Raw genomic sequence first — 16,192 nt, 5'->3', positions numbered from 1 at the left:
CGTGGCTGCACCTGTTTCGACCTTCGGCTGCTGGACGAACACTATGCGCGTGAGTAACGTGTGGAAAATCCTGAACACAAGAACAAAGGGAATCACACGGATGAGAGAACAGGGCAAGCCGGAACCGCCCCGGGGGGCGCGGCCCTTTCTGGGCGCGGGGATATTCCTGCTGACGTTGCAGGTGCTGTGCAGTGTGTGCGAACGCCATCACTGGGGCTTGGCGGTGGTAGGCGCGTTGCTGGCCACCGGGGTGTGGGGGTATGGCGAGTGGCAGGCGCTGCGGCGCGAGCGGCAGCAGGGGTGGCAGGCGTAAAGCCGTGACGCCGCCTGGCGGCAGCTGCTACAGGTGTTGCGTAGCAGCTGCCGTAGGCGGCGTCTATTGGCCTAGCAGTAGCGGTCGATCACCTGGACCTGCGCCGCTTGCCGCGCCTCGGGCCATTGGGCCTCAAGGGTGTGCAGCACGCGCCCCAGGAACTCGCGGTCGGCCGCTGCCTTGCGGCCAATGTAGCCCTGGCCCCGGCGGTAGGTGCGCAGGCGGGCCCGCATGGTTGGCTGGCTCTGTTCGAATTCGGTTTCGCCGGCGTAACGCGCCATTGCGTCGATATGAACTTCGCCCGATTCGCAGACCCACAGGATGTGGCTGTCCAGCGTGTCTTTGCGCGATGCGAACAATTGAGCCAGTTCTTCAATGGTCGGTTGATTGTTCAAGTTCATGATGTAAGTCCCCTCGACTGTTATTTCTATTGTCTGTGTTGAGTTCAAACATGGCCCCCAATCGGCCACTGCGCGGTGCTGCAAGGCAAAAAAGCCGGTTGCAGATGGCGCGGGGTTGATGTGTGTAGCGTTGATGGAAAGTGGCTACAGCAGGGAGGAAGGCGCGACGAATCAGGAAGATCACGGACGACGGTACTGCAGTCAGCCACAAGCATCTTGAGATCGTCTCGCCGGCCTGGTGCCCCATACGGGCGACCTGCCGGTCAGCTTTTCATCAATCTGCCTTGTGGGCAGTACACATCACGCAACCGGACGACGGCTTGTCGCCAGGCTTTGACACCCTTTGCCTTGGCTCCCGATCGGGGAGACAGCTTCACTATGCAAGGCGTGGTGCAGGGCGTCAACACCTTTTGTAGTGATTTTTTATCGGCACTACATGGTTTTTGGCGAGGGCCTTTGTTTATAAGGGTTTGAGCCGAAAAGGCGACTTGGTGGCTTGAAAATGACTGGTTAGTCAGGCGCTTGGGCTGATGTTTCGGGTGCGGCAAGGGGGGCGACGGAAGCGATTGCAGGTGCCGGTTGCAGTGCTTTACCCATCTGGAAAGCGGCCAGCATGTTGGAGGTCAACGATGCGTTGAACGAGGCCACGCCAAACACAATGGCGAGGGAAGCGCTGACCGCGGTCACCAGAATAGTAGTGCGCAGCGAACTGAAGCCGGTGCGCATTTCTACAGCCATGTCGCGGACCTCGCCGGTCAGGGCTTCAAGTTGTTTGTCGCGCATTGCCTGACCTTCGTAATAGCGCTGGTCGCGCTCGGCCTGTACCAGCATGAAGTTATCGAATCGGGCATGAGTGCCGTCCGCCTTGGCATTGGCGGCATCGATCTTGGCGTTGATGGTCTCGACGCGTGCATCCATGCGCGCCTCGATGGCTTCGATTTTGGCGTCGAATACGTCGCGTGACACTGCGCTCATCGTAAGTATTCCTGGGCGGTCGTTCCTTGAGCAGTCCATTATCCGGGCCACAGCCCAGGAGTCCAGCGCCGCGCCAGGCTACTTTGTAACCCGTCGTGAGCCGTCCCTGTATCGCAACTGTGACCAAATATCATCTGCCAATGAGATGTATAAGTAATTGATAAGTAATATCATTCATGCGGGCGGCATTTTGCCCTCCTGCAGCGCTTTCGTGCCTTTGGCCCGCGCTTATCACTATTGCTTCCACAGGACTGATCATGCTCCCACCTGTTTGCCAAGGCGTCCCGTTCCGGCCCACGATGCTCGCACTTCTGTGCTCGCTGGCCATGACGGCGCAGGCGGCCACTGTCACCAACTCGCAGGATGCGACCGCCAAGCAGGGTGATGGCACCCTGCAGTTGAGCGACGTCAACATCTCTGCGCAGTCGCTGACTGCCGCGCCTTCGCTGCCGCCGGTGTACGCCGGCGGGCAGGTGGCACGGGGCGCGCAGATGGGCGTGCTGGGCAACCAGGACATCATGGACACGCCGTTCACCAGCACCGCCTACACCTCGGAGCTGATCGAGAACCAGCAGGCCGAGAACATCGGCGACGTGCTGCTCAACGACTCCTCGGTGCGCCAGGCCTCGGGCTATGGCAACCAGGCCCAGGTGTTCATGATCCGCGGCCTGCCACTGGCCACCGATGACATCTCCTTCAACGGCCTGTACGGCATGCTGCCGCGGCAGATCATTTCCACTGACGGCATCGAGCGCGTGGAAGTGTTCCGCGGCCCCAGCGCCTTCACCAATGGCATAACCCCCACCGGCACCGGCCTGGGCGGTTCGGTGAACCTGCAACCCAAGCGCGCCGACGACACGCCGCTGCGCCGCCTGACCACCGACATCAGCGACAACGGCCGCGTGGGCGAGCACCTGGACCTTGGCCAGCGCTTTGGCGAGGACAACCAGTTCGGCGCGCGCGTGAACCTGGCCCAGCGCAGCGGCAACACGGGCGTCGACCACGAAAGCCAGAGCGAGCAGGTGTTCACTGCAGGCCTGGATTACCGCGGCGACAAGCTGCGCCTGTCCGCCGACTTCGGCTACCAGAAGGAAGACATCGACGGCGGCCGCAACTCGGTGTTCCTGGGCAGCGCCACCAAGGCACCCAAGGCGCCGTCGTCCACCACCAATGCCAACGCCAAGTGGGCCAACACCACGCTGGAAGACACCTACGGCATGCTGCGTGGCGAGTACGACCTCAACGACAACTGGACTGCCTACGCGGCTGGCGGCTACAAGCACACCCGCGAAAACGGTCGCTATTCCTCGGTGACCCTGACCGACAACGCCGGCGACGCCAACGTGACCGGCTCGACCATCCCCCATGACGAGGACAACACCAGCTTCTCGGCGGGCCTGAACGGCAAGTTGCAGACCGGCGCGGTCAGCCACCGCCTGAACGTCGGCATGGCTGATATCTGGGCCCAGCAGCGCAGCGCCTACAATTTCGACCTGACCGGCGAAGCCTCGAACATCTACAACCCGGTGGCCACCGCCAAGCCGGTCTACAACTACCCGGGCGGCGACCTCAGCGACCCAGGCATCACCGGCAAGACCTTCAACCGCAGCCTGGCCGCCTCCGACACCGTCGGCTTCCTCGACGACCGCGTGCTGGTGACCGCCGGCCTGCGCCGCCAGCAACTGGTGGTAGAGAGCTACGATTACAATTCCGGCGACCGCACCGCCAACTACGACAAGGAAATCACCACCCCGGTGTTCGGCCTGGTGATCAAGCCGTGGGAGCACGTGTCGTTCTACGCCAACCGTATCGAGGGGCTGGCCGCGGGTGACACCGCACCGTCCACCGCCAGCAACTACGGCCAGACCTTTGCGCCCGGGCGCACCAAGCAAGTGGAAGCGGGGGTCAAGGTGGACATGGGCACCTACGGCGCCACCCTGGGCGTTTACCGCATCGAGGAGCCCACCGCCGGCTACACCAACAGCGCCTTGTTGTACGTGCAGGACGGCACCCAGATCAACAAGGGCGTCGAGTTCAACGCCTTCGGCGAGCCCGTGCAGGGCTTGCGCATCCTGGGTGGCGTGACGGTAATGAAGACCCGCGTCGAAGACACCCAGAACGGCACCAATGATGGCAACCGCGCCATTGGCGTGCCGACCTTCCAGCTCAACGCCGGCATCGACTGGGACGTGCCGGGCCTGGAAGGCGTGTCGCTGAACGGGCGCATGCTGCGCACCGGCGGCCAGTACGCCGACGCGGCGAACACCATCAGCCTGCCGACCTGGAACCGCTTCGACGCCGGTGCGCGTTATGGCTTCAAGGTGGACGAGCGTGACGTGACCCTGCGCGCCACCGTGGAAAACGTGTTCAACAAGGACTACTGGGCCTCGGCCCAGGGTGGCTACCTGACCCAGGGTGAGCCACGGGTGATGAAGTTGTCGGCTACCGTCGATTTCTGATTCCGTGCGGTGGCTGTGACGCGGCCTTTGGCCGCTGCTACAGGAATGTGTAGCAGCGGCCGCAGGCCGCGTCACCGGCGCCGCAATCAAACGCTGGCCGGGTCAGTCTTGTCAGGGTCGATCTGCAACGCCGCCAGCGCCTGCGCCACCACCGCGCGCGCTACCATTCCCTCATCCGCCAGCGCCTTCAACGCCGCCAGCACCACGAACTGGCGGTCCACCTCGAAGTGCCGGCGCAACGCCTCGCGGGTGTCCGACTGGCCAAAGCCATCGGTGCCCAGCGCCACGAACCGGCGCCCGTCGACGAAGGGGCGGATCTGGTCGGCGAAGATCTTCATGTAATCGGTGGCCACCACCACCGGCCCTTGCCGGCCCGCCAGGCAGGCCTGCACGTGGCAGCGGCGCGGCGCCGCTTCAGGGTGCAGCAGGTTCCAGCGCTCCACCGCCTGGCCTTCGCGGCGCAGCTCGGTGAGGCTGGTGGCGCTCCACACATCGCTGGCCACGCCGTAGTCGCGGGCCAATATTTCGCCGGCGGCCAGCACCTCGCGCAGGATGGCGCCGCAACCCATCAGTTGCACATGTGGGGTGCCGGCAGCGGGCAGGGTGCTGGCCAGGTTGTACAGGCCCTTGAGAATGCCGTCCTCCGCGCCCTCGGGCAGGTCGGGGTGGCTGTAGTTTTCGTTAAGCAGGGTGATGTAGTAGTACACGTCCTCGTTGTCGACAAACATGCGGCGCATGCCGGCATGGATGATCACCGCCAGCTCGTAGGCATAGGTGGGGTCGTAGGCCACGCAGCAGGGGATGGTCGCGGCCAGCACATGGCTGTGGCCGTCGTCGTGCTGCAGGCCTTCGCCCATCAGCGTGGTGCGCCCCGAGGTGGCGCCCAGCAGGAAGCCGCGGGCGCGGGCGTCGCCGGCGGCCCAGGCCAGGTCGCCGATGCGCTGGAAGCCGAACATCGAGTAGTAGATGTAGAAGGGCAGGGTGGCCACGCCGTGGTTGGCGTAGGCGGTGCTGGCGGCGATCCACGAGGACATGGCGCCGGACTCGTTGAGGCCCTCCTGCATGATCTGGCCGTCCTTGCTCTCCTTGTAATAGCTCAGCTGGCCGGCGTCCTGGGGCGTGTACAGTTGGCCCACGTGGGAGTGAATGCCGATCTGGCGGAACAGGCTTTCCATGCCGAAGGTGCGTGACTCGTCCGGCACGATGGGCACCACGCGCGGGCCCACCTGGGGGTCCTTGAGCAGCGTGCCCAGCAGGCGTACGAAGGCCATGGTGGTGGAAATTTCGCGTTCGCCAGTGCCCTTCAGCTGAGCGCCGAAGGTGGCCAGCGGCGGGATCGGCAACGGCTCGACCTCGGCGTGGCGGGCAGGCACGTGGCCGCCCAGATGGCTGCGGCGCGCCTGCAGGTAGCGGGCTTCCTGGCTGTCGGGCTCGGGCTTGAGGTAAGGCAGCGCGGCCACTTGTTCATCGGACAGGCTCAAGTGGAAGCGGTCGCGGAACGCCTTGAGCGCCTCCAGGCCCATTTTCTTCTGCTGGTGGTTGATGTTCTGCCCCTCGCCAGCCTCGCCCATGCCGAAGCCCTTGACGGTCTTGGCCAGGATCACCGTCGGTGCCCCTGCGTGGCGCATGGCTGCGGCGTAGGCGTTGTAGACCTTGTGCGGGTCGTGGCCGCCGCGTGACAGCTTCCAGATCTCGTCGTCCGACAGGTCCGCCACCAGCGCCAGCAGCTCGGGGTATTTGCCGAAGAAGTGCTCGCGCACGTAGGCGCCGTTCTGCGACTTGTAGTTCTGGTAGTCGCCGTCCACGCACTCCATCATGCGCTGGCGCAGCAGGCCGCTGCGGTCCTTGTCCAGCAGGCGGTCCCAACCGCTGCCCCAGATCACCTTGATCACGTTCCAGCCAGCGGCGCGGTACAGGCTCTCGAATTCCTGGATGACCTTGGCGTTGCCGCGCACCGGGCCGTCCAGGCGCTGCAGGTTGCAGTTGACCACGAAGATCAGGTTGTCGAGCTTCTCGCGGCCGGCCAGGGAAATGGCCGCCAGCGACTCGGGCTGGTCCATCTCGCCGTCGCCCAGGAAGGCCCACACCTTGCGGCCCTGGTGTTCGCTGAGCGCGCGGTTTTCCAGGTAGCGCATGAAGCGCGCCTGGTAGGCGGCGGTGATCGGCCCCAGGCCCATGGACACCGTGGGGAATTGCCAGAAGCCGGGCATCAGCCGTGGGTGCGGGTAGGAGCTGATGCCGTCGCGGTCGCTTTCGCGGCGGAAATTGTCCAGCTGCGCCTCGCTGAGGCGGCCCTCCAGGAACGCGCGGCCGTAGATGCCGGGCGAGGAGTGGCCCTGGATGTACACCAGGTCGCCTGCGAACGTGGCGGTGCGGCCGCGGAAGAAGTGGTCGAAGCCCACGTCGTACAGCACCGCGGCGGAGGCGTAGCTGGCGATGTGGCCGCCCACGCCCGAGTGCTTGCCGGCGCGCAGCACCATGGTCAGCGCGTTCCAGCGGATCAGCGCGTTGAGGCGCTGCTCGATGCCCAGGTCGCCGGGGTAGGGCCGTTCGCGGTCGGGGGCGATGGTGTTGACGTACGGGGTGGCCACCCGGCCATGAAAGTCGCCGTGGCGCGCCACGTCGAAATCCAGCAGCTGGTCGATCAGGTAATGGGCGCGCGGGCGGCCCTCCACGTCCATCACCGACTCCATCGACTCCAGCCATTCACGGGTCTGCTGGGGGTCCCTGTCCAGAAACCTCGATTGCTCGCTCATCACGCCTCCTGGTGTTTTGATTGCAAATGCAATTACATTCAATCTAGCGCCGGGTAGCGTACAATTGCAACTATATTTCCCTCTGCTTCAGGAGTCGCCATGGCCCAGGGCCAAGCAGATCTTTGGTTCAACTTCGTGCGTGCGCACCGCTCGCTGATCCGCGAGATAGAGCGCCGCCTGGCCGCCGAGCAGTTGCCGGCGTACGCCTGGTACGACGCCCTGTGGGGCATTGAAAGCGGGCCTGCGGGGCAGCGGCGTATGCATGAGCTGGCCGACGTGATGGTGATCGAGCGCTACAACCTCACGCGGTTGGTGGACCGCCTGGAAGCCGAGGGGCTGGTGCAGCGGCGCCGCGCCGAGGGCGATGGCCGTGGCGCCACGGTGGGCATCACCGACAAGGGCCGGGCGCTGCGCCAGCGCATGTGGGGAGTGTACGAGGGGGCGGTGAAGGAGCTGTTCCTGAGCCAGTTCGCCCCCGGCGAGGCCGAGCGGTTCGCCCAGACCCTGGAGGGCGCGCGGCTGGCGGCGAACGGGCCGTGACGACGAGGTGTTGTGGGAGCTGGCTCGCCAGCGAGTTTTTCAGGGCCTGAACAGCTCGCTGGCAAGCCAGCTCCCACAAAGGCAGTTGCTGCTACATCGGTTTGTACGGGGTGAAGAAATCAGCCCCCATCCAGGCCGGTGTCGGCGTGCTGTCGATCGGCCCGCCACGGTGGTAGCTGGCCGCCAGCTGCGGGTCGCCGCTGCCGTTGTACACCGCCACCGCCGGGAAGGGGTATAGCGGCCGGGTGCGGCCGGCGTTGGCCTGGTCGGCCGCGGCCACGGGCAGGCTCATTGGCCCCATGGCCTTGGCCGCACCTGCAGGTAGCGCCATGGGCGCGCCGAAGCTTTGCGCCTTGGGCGTGGCCTGGGTGGTGAGGATCATGTCCGGGGCCTGCTGGCGCTCAACCCAGCTCATCATCGGCGTCAGCAGGTCCAGCTCGCCGGGGCCTTCGCCGCCGCCACAATGATGCACGCCGGGCAGCAGGTACAGGCGCTCGAACGCTTCGCTGCGGGCCTCGCCCATCTGCTTGCGCAGCGCCTGGTGGTAGGCCAGGCTGTTGAGCGGCGAGATGTGCGGGTCAGCCCAGCCGTGCCAGATGATCAACTTGCCGCCACGCCCGGCAAACGCCGAGAGGTCGGGGTTGGTGGCGTCGTACAGCGGGTGCAGGGTACGCAAGCGGTCGAAGGTGGCCTTGTCGAACGTCGCGTCGGCAATGGTCAGGGTGCGCGTGGGGTTGCTGGCGAAGCTGACGTTCTGCAGCGCGTCCAGGGCAATCTTCTGGCTGAAGATCGGCTGGTCGGCGGCCATCGGCACGAACACCCCGGCCCACGCCAGTTCCGAGCCCGGTTGCGGGCCACCGATGGTCAAGCGCTGGCCGCTGTCGGGGTCACGGGGGCCGTCGTACAGCTTGCGCACGGCGCCCACTTCGGCGGCGGTCAGACACTGGTCGGTGGCTTGCCCGGCCTTGCACTGAATAGTGGCGGGGTCGAAGTGGCAACTGCGTGGGTCGCTGATCAGCCGGTCTGCCTGGCCGTCCTGGGCGTCGCACTGGGCCAGCACGGCGTCATGCAGCAGGCCCAGGCGGCTGGCCACCAGAATGGCCTTGCCGTCCGGGCCTTCGTTGGCGCGGGCCTGCCAGGCGTGGTACAGGGCGTTCTGCACCTGGAAGTTCAGCGCCGCGGCGCCGGCGATGATGCCGTTGAAATCATCGGGGTAACGCTGCGCCTCCATCAGCGCCTCGCGGCCGCCGTCCGAGCAGCCGTTGAAGTAGGCGTATGCCTGCGGCTGGCCGTAGAACGCCTTGATCAGCTGCTTGGCCACCAAAGCGGTGAGGTGCTGGCTGCGATAGGCGAAGTCGACGCGCTTTTGCGGGTCCTGGCCGAACTCGCTGCTGTTGCCCTCATGGCCCATGTCGGTGGCGGCGGTGACGAAGCCACCGGTGTCCAGCGGCACGCACCCTTGGGCTGCGCCCACCTGGGTGGCGATGTTGCCGCACAGGCCGCCGCAGCCTACCTGCAGGTAGCGCTGGGTCCAGGTGCGGGTAGGCAGGCTGACGCGGAAACCGATGGTGGGGGCCAGGGTGCCTTGCACTACGCAATGGCTGATGCCGTTGTCGGTGGTTTCACTGGCGCTGGTGATGTGGCTGCCGGCGCCACCCAGGGCGGTGAGGTCCTGGGTTTTCAAGGCGGCGCAGGTCTGGGTGGGTTGTACCACGGGCAGGGCGGCGATGCCCTGGGCGTGGGCAGTGCCGGCCAGCAGCAGGGCCAGCAAAGCGGCGATCGGGAACGTCTTCATGACAGGGTCCTTGGGAGTGGCGGACGCGGCCTGCGGCCGCTGCTACGGGTGCACCGTGGCAGCGGCCGCAGGCCGCGTCATGAAGGGCTTAGAACGTCTGGCCCAGGGAGAACTGGAACACTTGCGCCTCGGAGCCGCTTGGGCTGCGAATCGGCAACGCCAGGCTGAAGGTCAGCGGGCCCAGCGGCGAGTACCAGGTAGCGCCGACGCCGATGGACGCCGCCATCTGGTCCAGGCTCACGTTGCCGCAGTTCTGGGTAGTGGAAAGGTAGCACTTGTCCGAGTACACGGTGCCGAAGTCCCAGAAAATAGAGGTCTGCAACGACTTCTGGTCCTTGATGAACGGCATCGGGAACAGGTATTCGGCGCCGCCGGTGATCAGGATATTGCCGCCCAGGGCGTCGGTGTCACGGTCGGAGTAGTATTCCTGGCCCATGGACGAGTAGGCGCCAGTGGCCGGCGTGCTGCGCGGGCCCAGAGTGCCGCTCTTGAAGCCGCGCACACTGCCTTCGCCGCCCGCGGTGTAGTTCTCGTAGAACGGCAGGCCGTCGGTGGAACCGTAGCCGTTGCCGTAGCCAAGCTTGGTGTGCAGGCGGATCGAGGTGGTGTTGCTCATGGGCAGGAAGGTCTGCCCGGTGTAGTCGACCTTGTAGAACGTCAGGTCACTGCCCGGCACCGTGGCCATGAAGCTCAGGCTCTGCGAGTGGCCGCGGTTGGCCAGCACGCCGCGGTTGAGGGTCGATTCCGACCAGGCCACGCTGGCCTTGAGGTTGGTGAAGCTCTCGCCGTTGCGCTGGATGAAGTCGTAGATTTCGTCGGCGCTGTAGGTGCCCGGGCTGATGTCGTCGTGCTGCAGCGTCAGCCCGTAGGTCATGCGCGTGGTTTCGCTGATCGGGTAGCCGAAGGTCATGCCGGCGCCGTAGCTGTTGATCGAGTAGTACGACACGCCGTCGTCGTAGTAGTCGTTGTAGTCGGTCTTGTTGTAGAACAGGTTGTAGCCCAGGCTCACGCCGTCGGGCGTGAAGTAGGGGTTGGTATACGCCAGGTTGTACTTGGTCTGGTATTCGGACTTGGTCACGCCGATGCTGGCGTAGTTGCCGGTGCCCAGGAAGTTGCTCTGGGTAATGGAGCCGCCCAGGATCAGGCCGGCGCTCTGGGCAAAGCCGACGCTGGCGGTGATCGAGCCCGAGGCCTGTTCCTCGACGCTGTAGTTGACGTCCACCTGGTCGTCCTTGCCGGGCACGGCCGGGGTCTCGACGTTCACGGTCTTGAAGTAGCCCAGGCGTTCCAGGCGGGTCTTGGACTGGTCGATCAGGTAGGTGGAGGCCCAACCGCCTTCCATCTGGCGCATTTCGCGGCGCAGCACCTTGTCGTCGGTCTTGGTGTTGCCGACGAAGTTGATGCGGTCGACGTAGGCGCGCTTGCCCGGTGCCACCACGAAGGTAATATCGACCGTGTGGTCGTCATCGTGGGTTTCCGGCACGCCGTTGACGTTGGCGAAGGTGTAGCCCTCGTTGCCCAGGCGGCGGGTGATCAGCTCACTGGTGGTGGTCATCAGCTTGCGCGAGAACACCTGGCCTTTCTGCACCAGCAGCAGCGCCTTGACCTGGTCTTCCGGGGCCTTCAGCTCGCCGGACAGCTTCACGTCGCGCACGGTGTAGCGCTGGCCTTCGCTGATGTTGACGGTAATGAACACGCTTTTCTTGTCCGGGCTGATGGACACCTGGGTAGAGGTGATGTCCATGTTGATGTAGCCGCGGTCCAGGTAATACGAGCGCAGTTTCTCAAGGTCGCCGGAGAGTTTTTCGCGGGCGTACTTGTCGTCGTTCTTGAAGAACGACAGCCAGTTGCTGGTCTTGAGCGTGAACTGGTCGGTCAGCTCCTGCTCGGAGAACACCGTGTTGCCCACCACGTTGATGTGCTTGATGGCGGCCACGCTGCCTTCGTCGATCTTGATCTTCAGGCTCACGCGGTTGCGCGGTTGCGGCACCACGTCGGCATCGACGGTGGCCGAGTACCGGCCCTGGGCCACGTACTGGCGCTGCAGCTCGTTGCGCACGCTCTCCAGGGTGGCGCGCTGGAAAATCTCGCCTTCCGCCAGGCCTGACTGCTTGAGGCCCTTCATCAGGTCTTCGGTGCTGATGGCCTTGTTGCCCTCGATCTCGATGGACGAGATGGACGGGCGCTCGACCACGTTGATGATCAGGATGGTGCCATCGCGGCTCAGGTTGATGTCCTGAAAGAAGCCGGTCTTGAACAGCGCACGGGTTGACTCCACCAGCCGGCTGTCATCGGCTTCATCGCCGACGTTCAAGGGCAGGGCACCGAAAACGCTGCCGGCGGACACCCGTTGCAGGCCGTTGACACGAATATCGGAAATCTTGAACGCTTCGGCGTGCACCAGGGTGGCGTTGGCCACCAGTACAACCGAGCAGAGCAGGCGCGACAAATTCATCAGGACAGGTTCCAGGGACGCTTCGACAGACAGCCCAGGCGCACCGCAGGGGCTCGCGGTAAGGCAAGGCGCCGCGCGGTCGCTTGGCTTGGGGGGTGAAGCATAAAAGCCCGGGAAGTTCGGTGCGGTTAACCCAATGTCAAGTTAGGTAAAGGTTGCGCAAGTTGCGGTGACGGCAAAGAGGTCTACGGTGATAATCGACCGATACCCAATCAAGAGTGCGCCATGATTTCCGTATTGCTGGTCGACGATGACGAGGAGCTGACCGAGATGCTCGCCGAGTATCTGGAGCGTGAAGGTTTCCACGCCACCGCCGTGCACACCGGCGAGGAGGGCGAGGTGCAGGCGCTGTCCGGGCGCTACAGCATCGTCGTGCTGGACGTGATGCTGCCGCGCCTGTCGGGCATCGAGGTGCTGCGCCGCATCCGCGCCAGCAGCCAGGTGCCGGTGCTGCTGCTGACCGCCCGTGGCGACAACATCGACAAGATCACCGGCCTTGAACTGGGCGCCGACGACTACGTGCCCAAGCCCAGCTCGCCGGGGGAACTGGTGGCGCGCCTGCGGGCCATCATGCGCCGGGTGCAGCCTCAGGACGCCCCGCCTACCGACACCATTCGTACCGGCACCCTGGTGCTGTGGCCGGGCAAGCGCCAGGCCACCTGGGAAGGCGCCGCGCTGGACCTGACCAGCACCGAATTCAGCCTGCTCGAAGAGCTGGCGCGCCATGCAGGCCAGGTGGTCAGCAAGCAGAACCTGTCCATCAACGCCCTGGGCCGGCCGCTGACCCGCTATGACCGGCGCATCGACGTGCACATCAGCAGCATTCGCCAGAAGCTGGGCCCGCGGCCGGACGCCAAGGCCTGGATACAGAGCGTGCGCGGGCTGGGCTACCTGTTGATTGCCGAATGATCAGGCCCAGCCGGCTGTTCTGGAAGCTGTTCCTGGCGTTCTGGCTGGCCACCACCCTGACCTTCCTGGTGGGGCTGGCCATCCTGCTGATCGGGCGGTTCTTCCCCGGTGACCCGCAGATCGGTACGGTGTTCTTCAACACCCAGCACGTCATCGAGCGCTTCGGCGTGGACGCTGGCAAGCCGCTGCTGACGGTGTGGGCTGACGACCTGCATGGCAAGCGCATCGGCCTGTATGACCCGCAGGGCCATTTGCTGGCCGGCAGCCCGGTGCCGGCGAACGCCTACAGCCTGCCGGTGACCGCCAGCGACGGCCAGGTGGTGACCCTGCGCGCCCCCGAAGACCCCGGCTCGCCGGAGGGCAAGGGCCCCAGCCACGCTATTCCGCTGGTGGTGGGCACGGTGATGAGCGCGCTGTTCAGCTGGTACCTGGCCTACTACCTGGTGTGGCCGCTGGTGCACCTGCGCCGGGCCATGCGCAACGTTGCCCAGGGCCGCTTCGACACCCGGGTGAAACCGAAGATGGGCCGGCGCCGCGACGAACTGGTGGACCTGGCCGAGGACTGCGACCGCATGGCCACCCAGCTCAAGCTGTTGGTGGACGCCCAGCAGCACCTGCTGCACGACATCTCCCATGAATTGCGCTCGCCGCTGACGCGCATGCGTGCTGCCATCGGCCTGCTGCTGCAGAGCCCCGAGCGCCTGGAAATGCTGGGGCGCATCGAACGCGAGTCCGAGCGCATCGACATCCTCATCGAAGAGCTGCTGACCCTGGCCCGCGTTCAGGGGCGCCCGGAAAGCCTGGACAGCGAGCGCCTGGACGTCACCGAACTGCTGGCCGACATCGTCGACGACGCGCAGTTCGAAGCCGGCATGAAGGACTGCCAGGTGCAGCTGGAGGCGCCCACCGCGTTTGTCAGCCGGGTCAGCGGCGAGCTGCTGTACCGCTGCTTCGAGAACGTGGTGCGCAACGCCGTGCGCTACACCGCGCCATCCACCACCGTGCGGGTGGTGGCCAACGTCGAGGCCGATTGCCTGCGGGTGCGCATCACCGACCAGGGGCCAGGCGTCGAAGCGCACCGCTTGCAGCGCATCTTCAACCCCTTCGAGCGCGGCACCGACCAGCCCGGTTTCGGCCTGGGCCTGGCCATCGCCCAGCGCGCAGTGGAGCTGCACGGCGGGCGCATCAGCGCCAGCAACCTCGCCGACGGCGGCCTGAGCGTGGCCATTCACCTGCCGCGCCGGGATTGAGCGGCATCTTTACCCAATATTACATCCCCTTGACCGCCTTGAACCCGCGCCCCGCTTAAGCTTTGCCCCGAGGCGCCAGTTGCGCATGGAGCGCCAGGCGCGACGCAGTTTCCTGCTTTCGAGGTGATGATGAAAGACTTGATACGCTCTGTCGGCTTGACCTTGCTACTGGACAAACGCATGCGCGGCCCCTACGCGGCCGAGGTGGTCTTCCCCGCGTTCACCAGCTATTGCGACTTCAACGTGGTGCAGGCCCAGGTGGCCGGCTACGCCTTCGCATTCCAGCACCCGGTGGCCGTGCAGCTGCCGTGGCAGGCGGTGGAGGGCGCATTGTGAAGCTCAAGCGCAAACTCAAGGCCCGCCCCAAACCCCTGTTCGAAGAAGTACCGCTGGCCATTCAGGATGCCCTGCAGGACCAGCTGCGCGCTTACCTGGGCAAGGGCTTCACCCCGGTGCTGCTGGGCAGCGGCGGCCGTGACGGCTCGCAGCGCTACCACCTGCAGATCCACCACGACAAGAGTGGCCAGTTCCTGGAACTGCACGGCGACTTCGACGGCCGCTGCGCCGAAGACATCTTCAAGGTCGCCCACCAGATGAAGACCCTGGTGCAGCCCCAGGTACACACCCTGGGCAGCAACGTCCGGCTGATCGCGCGCATCACCGACCTGCCATGCCCCGAGCCGCTGAAAGACGCCGCCCGCCGGCTCATTTCCCAGGAACGCCGCTTTCAGTTCGCCAAGGACTGAAAAGCGGCACGCCCGTTCCACCCCGATAAACAAATCACATACCTGCTTAACCATAACCCGCAGGCGCGCCGCCCCTCACTCGACGTACAGTCGCAGCCACTGCAACACCCGCTGGCCCGCAGAGGCCACGGCAACCTTACAAAAACAACAAGGTGAAACAACATGCGCAACGACTCCGTCGACATCAAAGGGTGGATCGACTCACGGCCCGTGGGCCGCTACCAATGGCTGATCATGGCGCTGTGCTTCCTGGTCGTGGTGTTTGACGGCCTCGACGTGGCGGTGATGGGCTTCATCGCACCCTCGCTTACCCAGGAATGGGGCCTGACCAAGGCCGCTTTCGGCCCGGTGATGAGCGCCGGCATGATCGGCCTGGCCATCGGCGCCCTGACCGCCGGCCCGTACGCCGACCGCCTGGGCCGCAAGAAAATCCTCCTGCTGGCCGTGACCGGCTTCGCCGTGCTCAGCCTGGCCTGCGCCTTTGCCCGCAACCCCTGGGAACTGGCCGGCCTGCGCCTGCTGTCGGGTGTCGCCCTGGGCGCCGCCATGCCCAACACCACCACGCTGCTCAGCGAGTTCCTGCCCCAGCGCAACCGCTCGCTGTTCATCACCGTGATGTTCACCGGCTTCAACCTGGGCTCGGGTGGCGGTGGCCTGGTGGCCGCCTGGCTGATCCCGCTGCATGGCTGGCAGTCGGTGCTGCTGGTGGGCGGCCTGCTGCCCCTGGCGTTGCTGCCGTTCCTGTGGCTGCTGTTGCCTGAATCGCCGCGCTTCCTGGCCAGCCGCAACGCCCCCGCAGCCACCATCGCCCGCGTGCTGAACAAGCTGGGCGGGCAGTTCGACGCCAACACCACCTTCACCCTCAGCGAGCCGCCGGCGCAGGACAAGGCGCCCATCAGCAAGCTGTTCACCGACACCTACCGCGCCGGCACCCTGGCCCTGTGGACCACCTACTTCATGGGCCTGATGGTCATTTACCTGACCATGGGCTGGCTGCCGACCCTGCTGCGTGACGGTGGCCTGCCCATCGAACGCGCCGCCACCATCACCGGCCTGTTCCAGATTGGCGGCACCGTGGGCGCCATCTTCGTTGGCTGGGTCATGGACCGTCGCAACCCTAACCGCGTCATCGCCACCTCCTATGCCTTGGGCGGCGCGTGCATACTGCTGCTGGGCGCGTTCAGCCTGGAGTCCAGCCTGCTGGCCGTGGGCGTGATCGCCGCCGGCTTCTTCATGAGCGGCGCACAGACCGGCCTCAACGCTTTCGCCCCGGGCTACTACCCCACCGACTTCCGCGCCACCGGCGTCAGCTGGATGCTGGGCATCGGCCGCTTCGGCGCCATCTTCGGCTCGCTGATCGGCGGCGCCGTGCTGAGCATGGGCCTGAGCCTGCCAGTGTTGTTCGCCATGCTGGGCGTGCCGGCGTTCTTCGCCGCCGCGGCCATCCTGCTCAACGGCGTGGCCAAGCGCCGCGCCGGCCAGGCCTTGGCGGCCAGCCCGGCCGCCTGACCCGCGCTTCACCTTTCCCGCTTCACCTCCGGCGCCCTGGTTCACCAGGGCGTGCGGAGCTCCTTTGCCGCACACAAATGGAAA

The 16,192-nt window shown here is 65.5% G+C and carries 13 protein-coding genes; 8 read left to right on the top strand and 5 right to left on the bottom strand.

All coding sequences use genetic code 11. The annotated features are described in order from the left end of the window. The first annotated feature begins 100 nt into the window (after positions 1 to 100). Complete coding sequence (locus AC0SZ7_RS06100; RefSeq protein WP_475503530.1) at positions 101 to 313, top strand: hypothetical protein; 213 nt, start codon at positions 101 to 103, stop codon at positions 311 to 313. A 71-nt stretch (positions 314 to 384) separates the two neighbouring features. On the opposite strand, the gene AC0SZ7_RS06095 is transcribed toward AC0SZ7_RS06100, so the two are convergent. Both AC0SZ7_RS06095 and AC0SZ7_RS06090 read right to left on the bottom strand, forming a co-directional pair. Next, positions 385 to 714 carry a hypothetical protein gene (locus AC0SZ7_RS06095; protein WP_475503529.1) on the bottom strand — a complete coding sequence of 110 codons (330 nt, stop codon included), beginning with the start codon at positions 712 to 714 and terminating at the stop codon, positions 385 to 387. Positions 715 to 1,224: 510 nt separating this feature from the next. After that, positions 1,225 to 1,689: a hypothetical protein gene (locus AC0SZ7_RS06090; RefSeq protein ID WP_475503528.1), complete on the bottom strand. Its 465-nt coding sequence runs from the start codon at positions 1,687 to 1,689 to the stop codon at positions 1,225 to 1,227. Positions 1,690 to 1,946: 257 nt separating this feature from the next. On the opposite strand from AC0SZ7_RS06090, the gene AC0SZ7_RS06085 reads away from it, so the two are divergent. After that, positions 1,947 to 4,148 (top strand): TonB-dependent receptor, encoded by a 2,202-nt coding sequence (locus tag AC0SZ7_RS06085; protein ID WP_475503527.1) that lies wholly within the window; start codon positions 1,947 to 1,949, stop codon positions 4,146 to 4,148. A gap of 86 nt (positions 4,149 to 4,234) precedes the next feature. On the opposite strand, the gene aceE is transcribed toward AC0SZ7_RS06085, so the two are convergent. After that, complete coding sequence (aceE, locus tag AC0SZ7_RS06080) at positions 4,235 to 6,904, bottom strand: pyruvate dehydrogenase (acetyl-transferring), homodimeric type (RefSeq protein ID WP_475503526.1); 2,670 nt, start codon at positions 6,902 to 6,904, stop codon at positions 4,235 to 4,237. Positions 6,905 to 7,003: 99 nt separating this feature from the next. On the opposite strand from aceE, the gene AC0SZ7_RS06075 reads away from it, so the two are divergent. Continuing rightward, the gene (locus AC0SZ7_RS06075; RefSeq protein WP_475503525.1) at positions 7,004 to 7,444 is read left to right on the top strand and encodes a MarR family winged helix-turn-helix transcriptional regulator; all 441 of its coding nucleotides are present in this window, start codon (positions 7,004 to 7,006) and stop codon (positions 7,442 to 7,444) included. A 91-nt stretch (positions 7,445 to 7,535) separates the two neighbouring features. Here the strand turns inward: AC0SZ7_RS06075 and AC0SZ7_RS06070 are convergent, their stop codons facing one another. Next, a complete protein-coding gene (locus tag AC0SZ7_RS06070) occupies positions 7,536 to 9,239 on the bottom strand; it encodes a tannase/feruloyl esterase family alpha/beta hydrolase (RefSeq protein WP_475503524.1) in 1,704 nt (567 codons plus the stop codon). Positions 9,240 to 9,327: 88 nt separating this feature from the next. Next, positions 9,328 to 11,694, bottom strand: a complete 2,367-nt coding sequence (bamA, locus tag AC0SZ7_RS06065) for an outer membrane protein assembly factor BamA (protein WP_475503523.1) — start codon at positions 11,692 to 11,694, stop codon at positions 9,328 to 9,330. 225 nt (positions 11,695 to 11,919) lie between these two features. Between bamA and AC0SZ7_RS06060 the strand changes: the two genes are divergently transcribed. The 5 genes from AC0SZ7_RS06060 to AC0SZ7_RS06040 all read left to right on the top strand — a co-directional run bounded on the left by AC0SZ7_RS06060 (position 11,920) and on the right by AC0SZ7_RS06040 (position 16,108). Further along, a complete protein-coding gene (locus AC0SZ7_RS06060) occupies positions 11,920 to 12,603 on the top strand; it encodes a response regulator (protein WP_475503522.1) in 684 nt (227 codons plus the stop codon). Next, positions 12,600 to 13,853, top strand: a complete 1,254-nt coding sequence (locus AC0SZ7_RS06055) for a HAMP domain-containing sensor histidine kinase (protein WP_475503521.1) — start codon at positions 12,600 to 12,602, stop codon at positions 13,851 to 13,853. The genes AC0SZ7_RS06060 and AC0SZ7_RS06055 overlap by 4 nt, the downstream gene beginning before the upstream one ends. A gap of 129 nt (positions 13,854 to 13,982) precedes the next feature. Continuing rightward, positions 13,983 to 14,189 carry a hypothetical protein gene (locus tag AC0SZ7_RS06050; RefSeq protein ID WP_475503520.1) on the top strand — a complete coding sequence of 69 codons (207 nt, stop codon included), beginning with the start codon at positions 13,983 to 13,985 and terminating at the stop codon, positions 14,187 to 14,189. After that, the gene (locus AC0SZ7_RS06045; RefSeq protein ID WP_475503519.1) at positions 14,186 to 14,599 is read left to right on the top strand and encodes a hypothetical protein; all 414 of its coding nucleotides are present in this window, start codon (positions 14,186 to 14,188) and stop codon (positions 14,597 to 14,599) included. The genes AC0SZ7_RS06050 and AC0SZ7_RS06045 overlap by 4 nt, the downstream gene beginning before the upstream one ends. A gap of 162 nt (positions 14,600 to 14,761) precedes the next feature. Then, a complete protein-coding gene (locus tag AC0SZ7_RS06040; RefSeq protein WP_475503518.1) occupies positions 14,762 to 16,108 on the top strand; it encodes an MFS transporter in 1,347 nt (448 codons plus the stop codon). Positions 16,109 to 16,192: the final 84 nt, after the last annotated feature.

The organism is Pseudomonas sp. JC1203, assembly GCF_056175065.1.
This window is presented reverse-complemented; position numbering and strand designations above follow the sequence as displayed.

Coding starts and splice junctions, on each gene's coding strand:
- AC0SZ7_RS06070 (WP_475503524.1), bottom strand. CDS start 9,239: ATGAAGACGTTCCCGATCGCCGCTTTGCTGGCCCTGCTGCTGGCCGGC.
- bamA (WP_475503523.1), bottom strand. CDS start 11,694: ATGAATTTGTCGCGCCTGCTCTGCTCGGTTGTACTGGTGGCCAACGCC.
- AC0SZ7_RS06060 (WP_475503522.1), top strand. CDS start 11,920: ATGATTTCCGTATTGCTGGTCGACGATGACGAGGAGCTGACCGAGATG.
- AC0SZ7_RS06090 (WP_475503528.1), bottom strand. CDS start 1,689: ATGAGCGCAGTGTCACGCGACGTATTCGACGCCAAAATCGAAGCCATC.
- AC0SZ7_RS06095 (WP_475503529.1), bottom strand. CDS start 714: ATGAACTTGAACAATCAACCGACCATTGAAGAACTGGCTCAATTGTTC.
- AC0SZ7_RS06075 (WP_475503525.1), top strand. CDS start 7,004: ATGGCCCAGGGCCAAGCAGATCTTTGGTTCAACTTCGTGCGTGCGCAC.
- AC0SZ7_RS06100 (WP_475503530.1), top strand. CDS start 101: ATGAGAGAACAGGGCAAGCCGGAACCGCCCCGGGGGGCGCGGCCCTTT.
- aceE (WP_475503526.1), bottom strand. CDS start 6,904: ATGAGCGAGCAATCGAGGTTTCTGGACAGGGACCCCCAGCAGACCCGT.
- AC0SZ7_RS06040 (WP_475503518.1), top strand. CDS start 14,762: ATGCGCAACGACTCCGTCGACATCAAAGGGTGGATCGACTCACGGCCC.
- AC0SZ7_RS06085 (WP_475503527.1), top strand. CDS start 1,947: ATGCTCCCACCTGTTTGCCAAGGCGTCCCGTTCCGGCCCACGATGCTC.
- AC0SZ7_RS06050 (WP_475503520.1), top strand. CDS start 13,983: ATGAAAGACTTGATACGCTCTGTCGGCTTGACCTTGCTACTGGACAAA.
- AC0SZ7_RS06055 (WP_475503521.1), top strand. CDS start 12,600: ATGATCAGGCCCAGCCGGCTGTTCTGGAAGCTGTTCCTGGCGTTCTGG.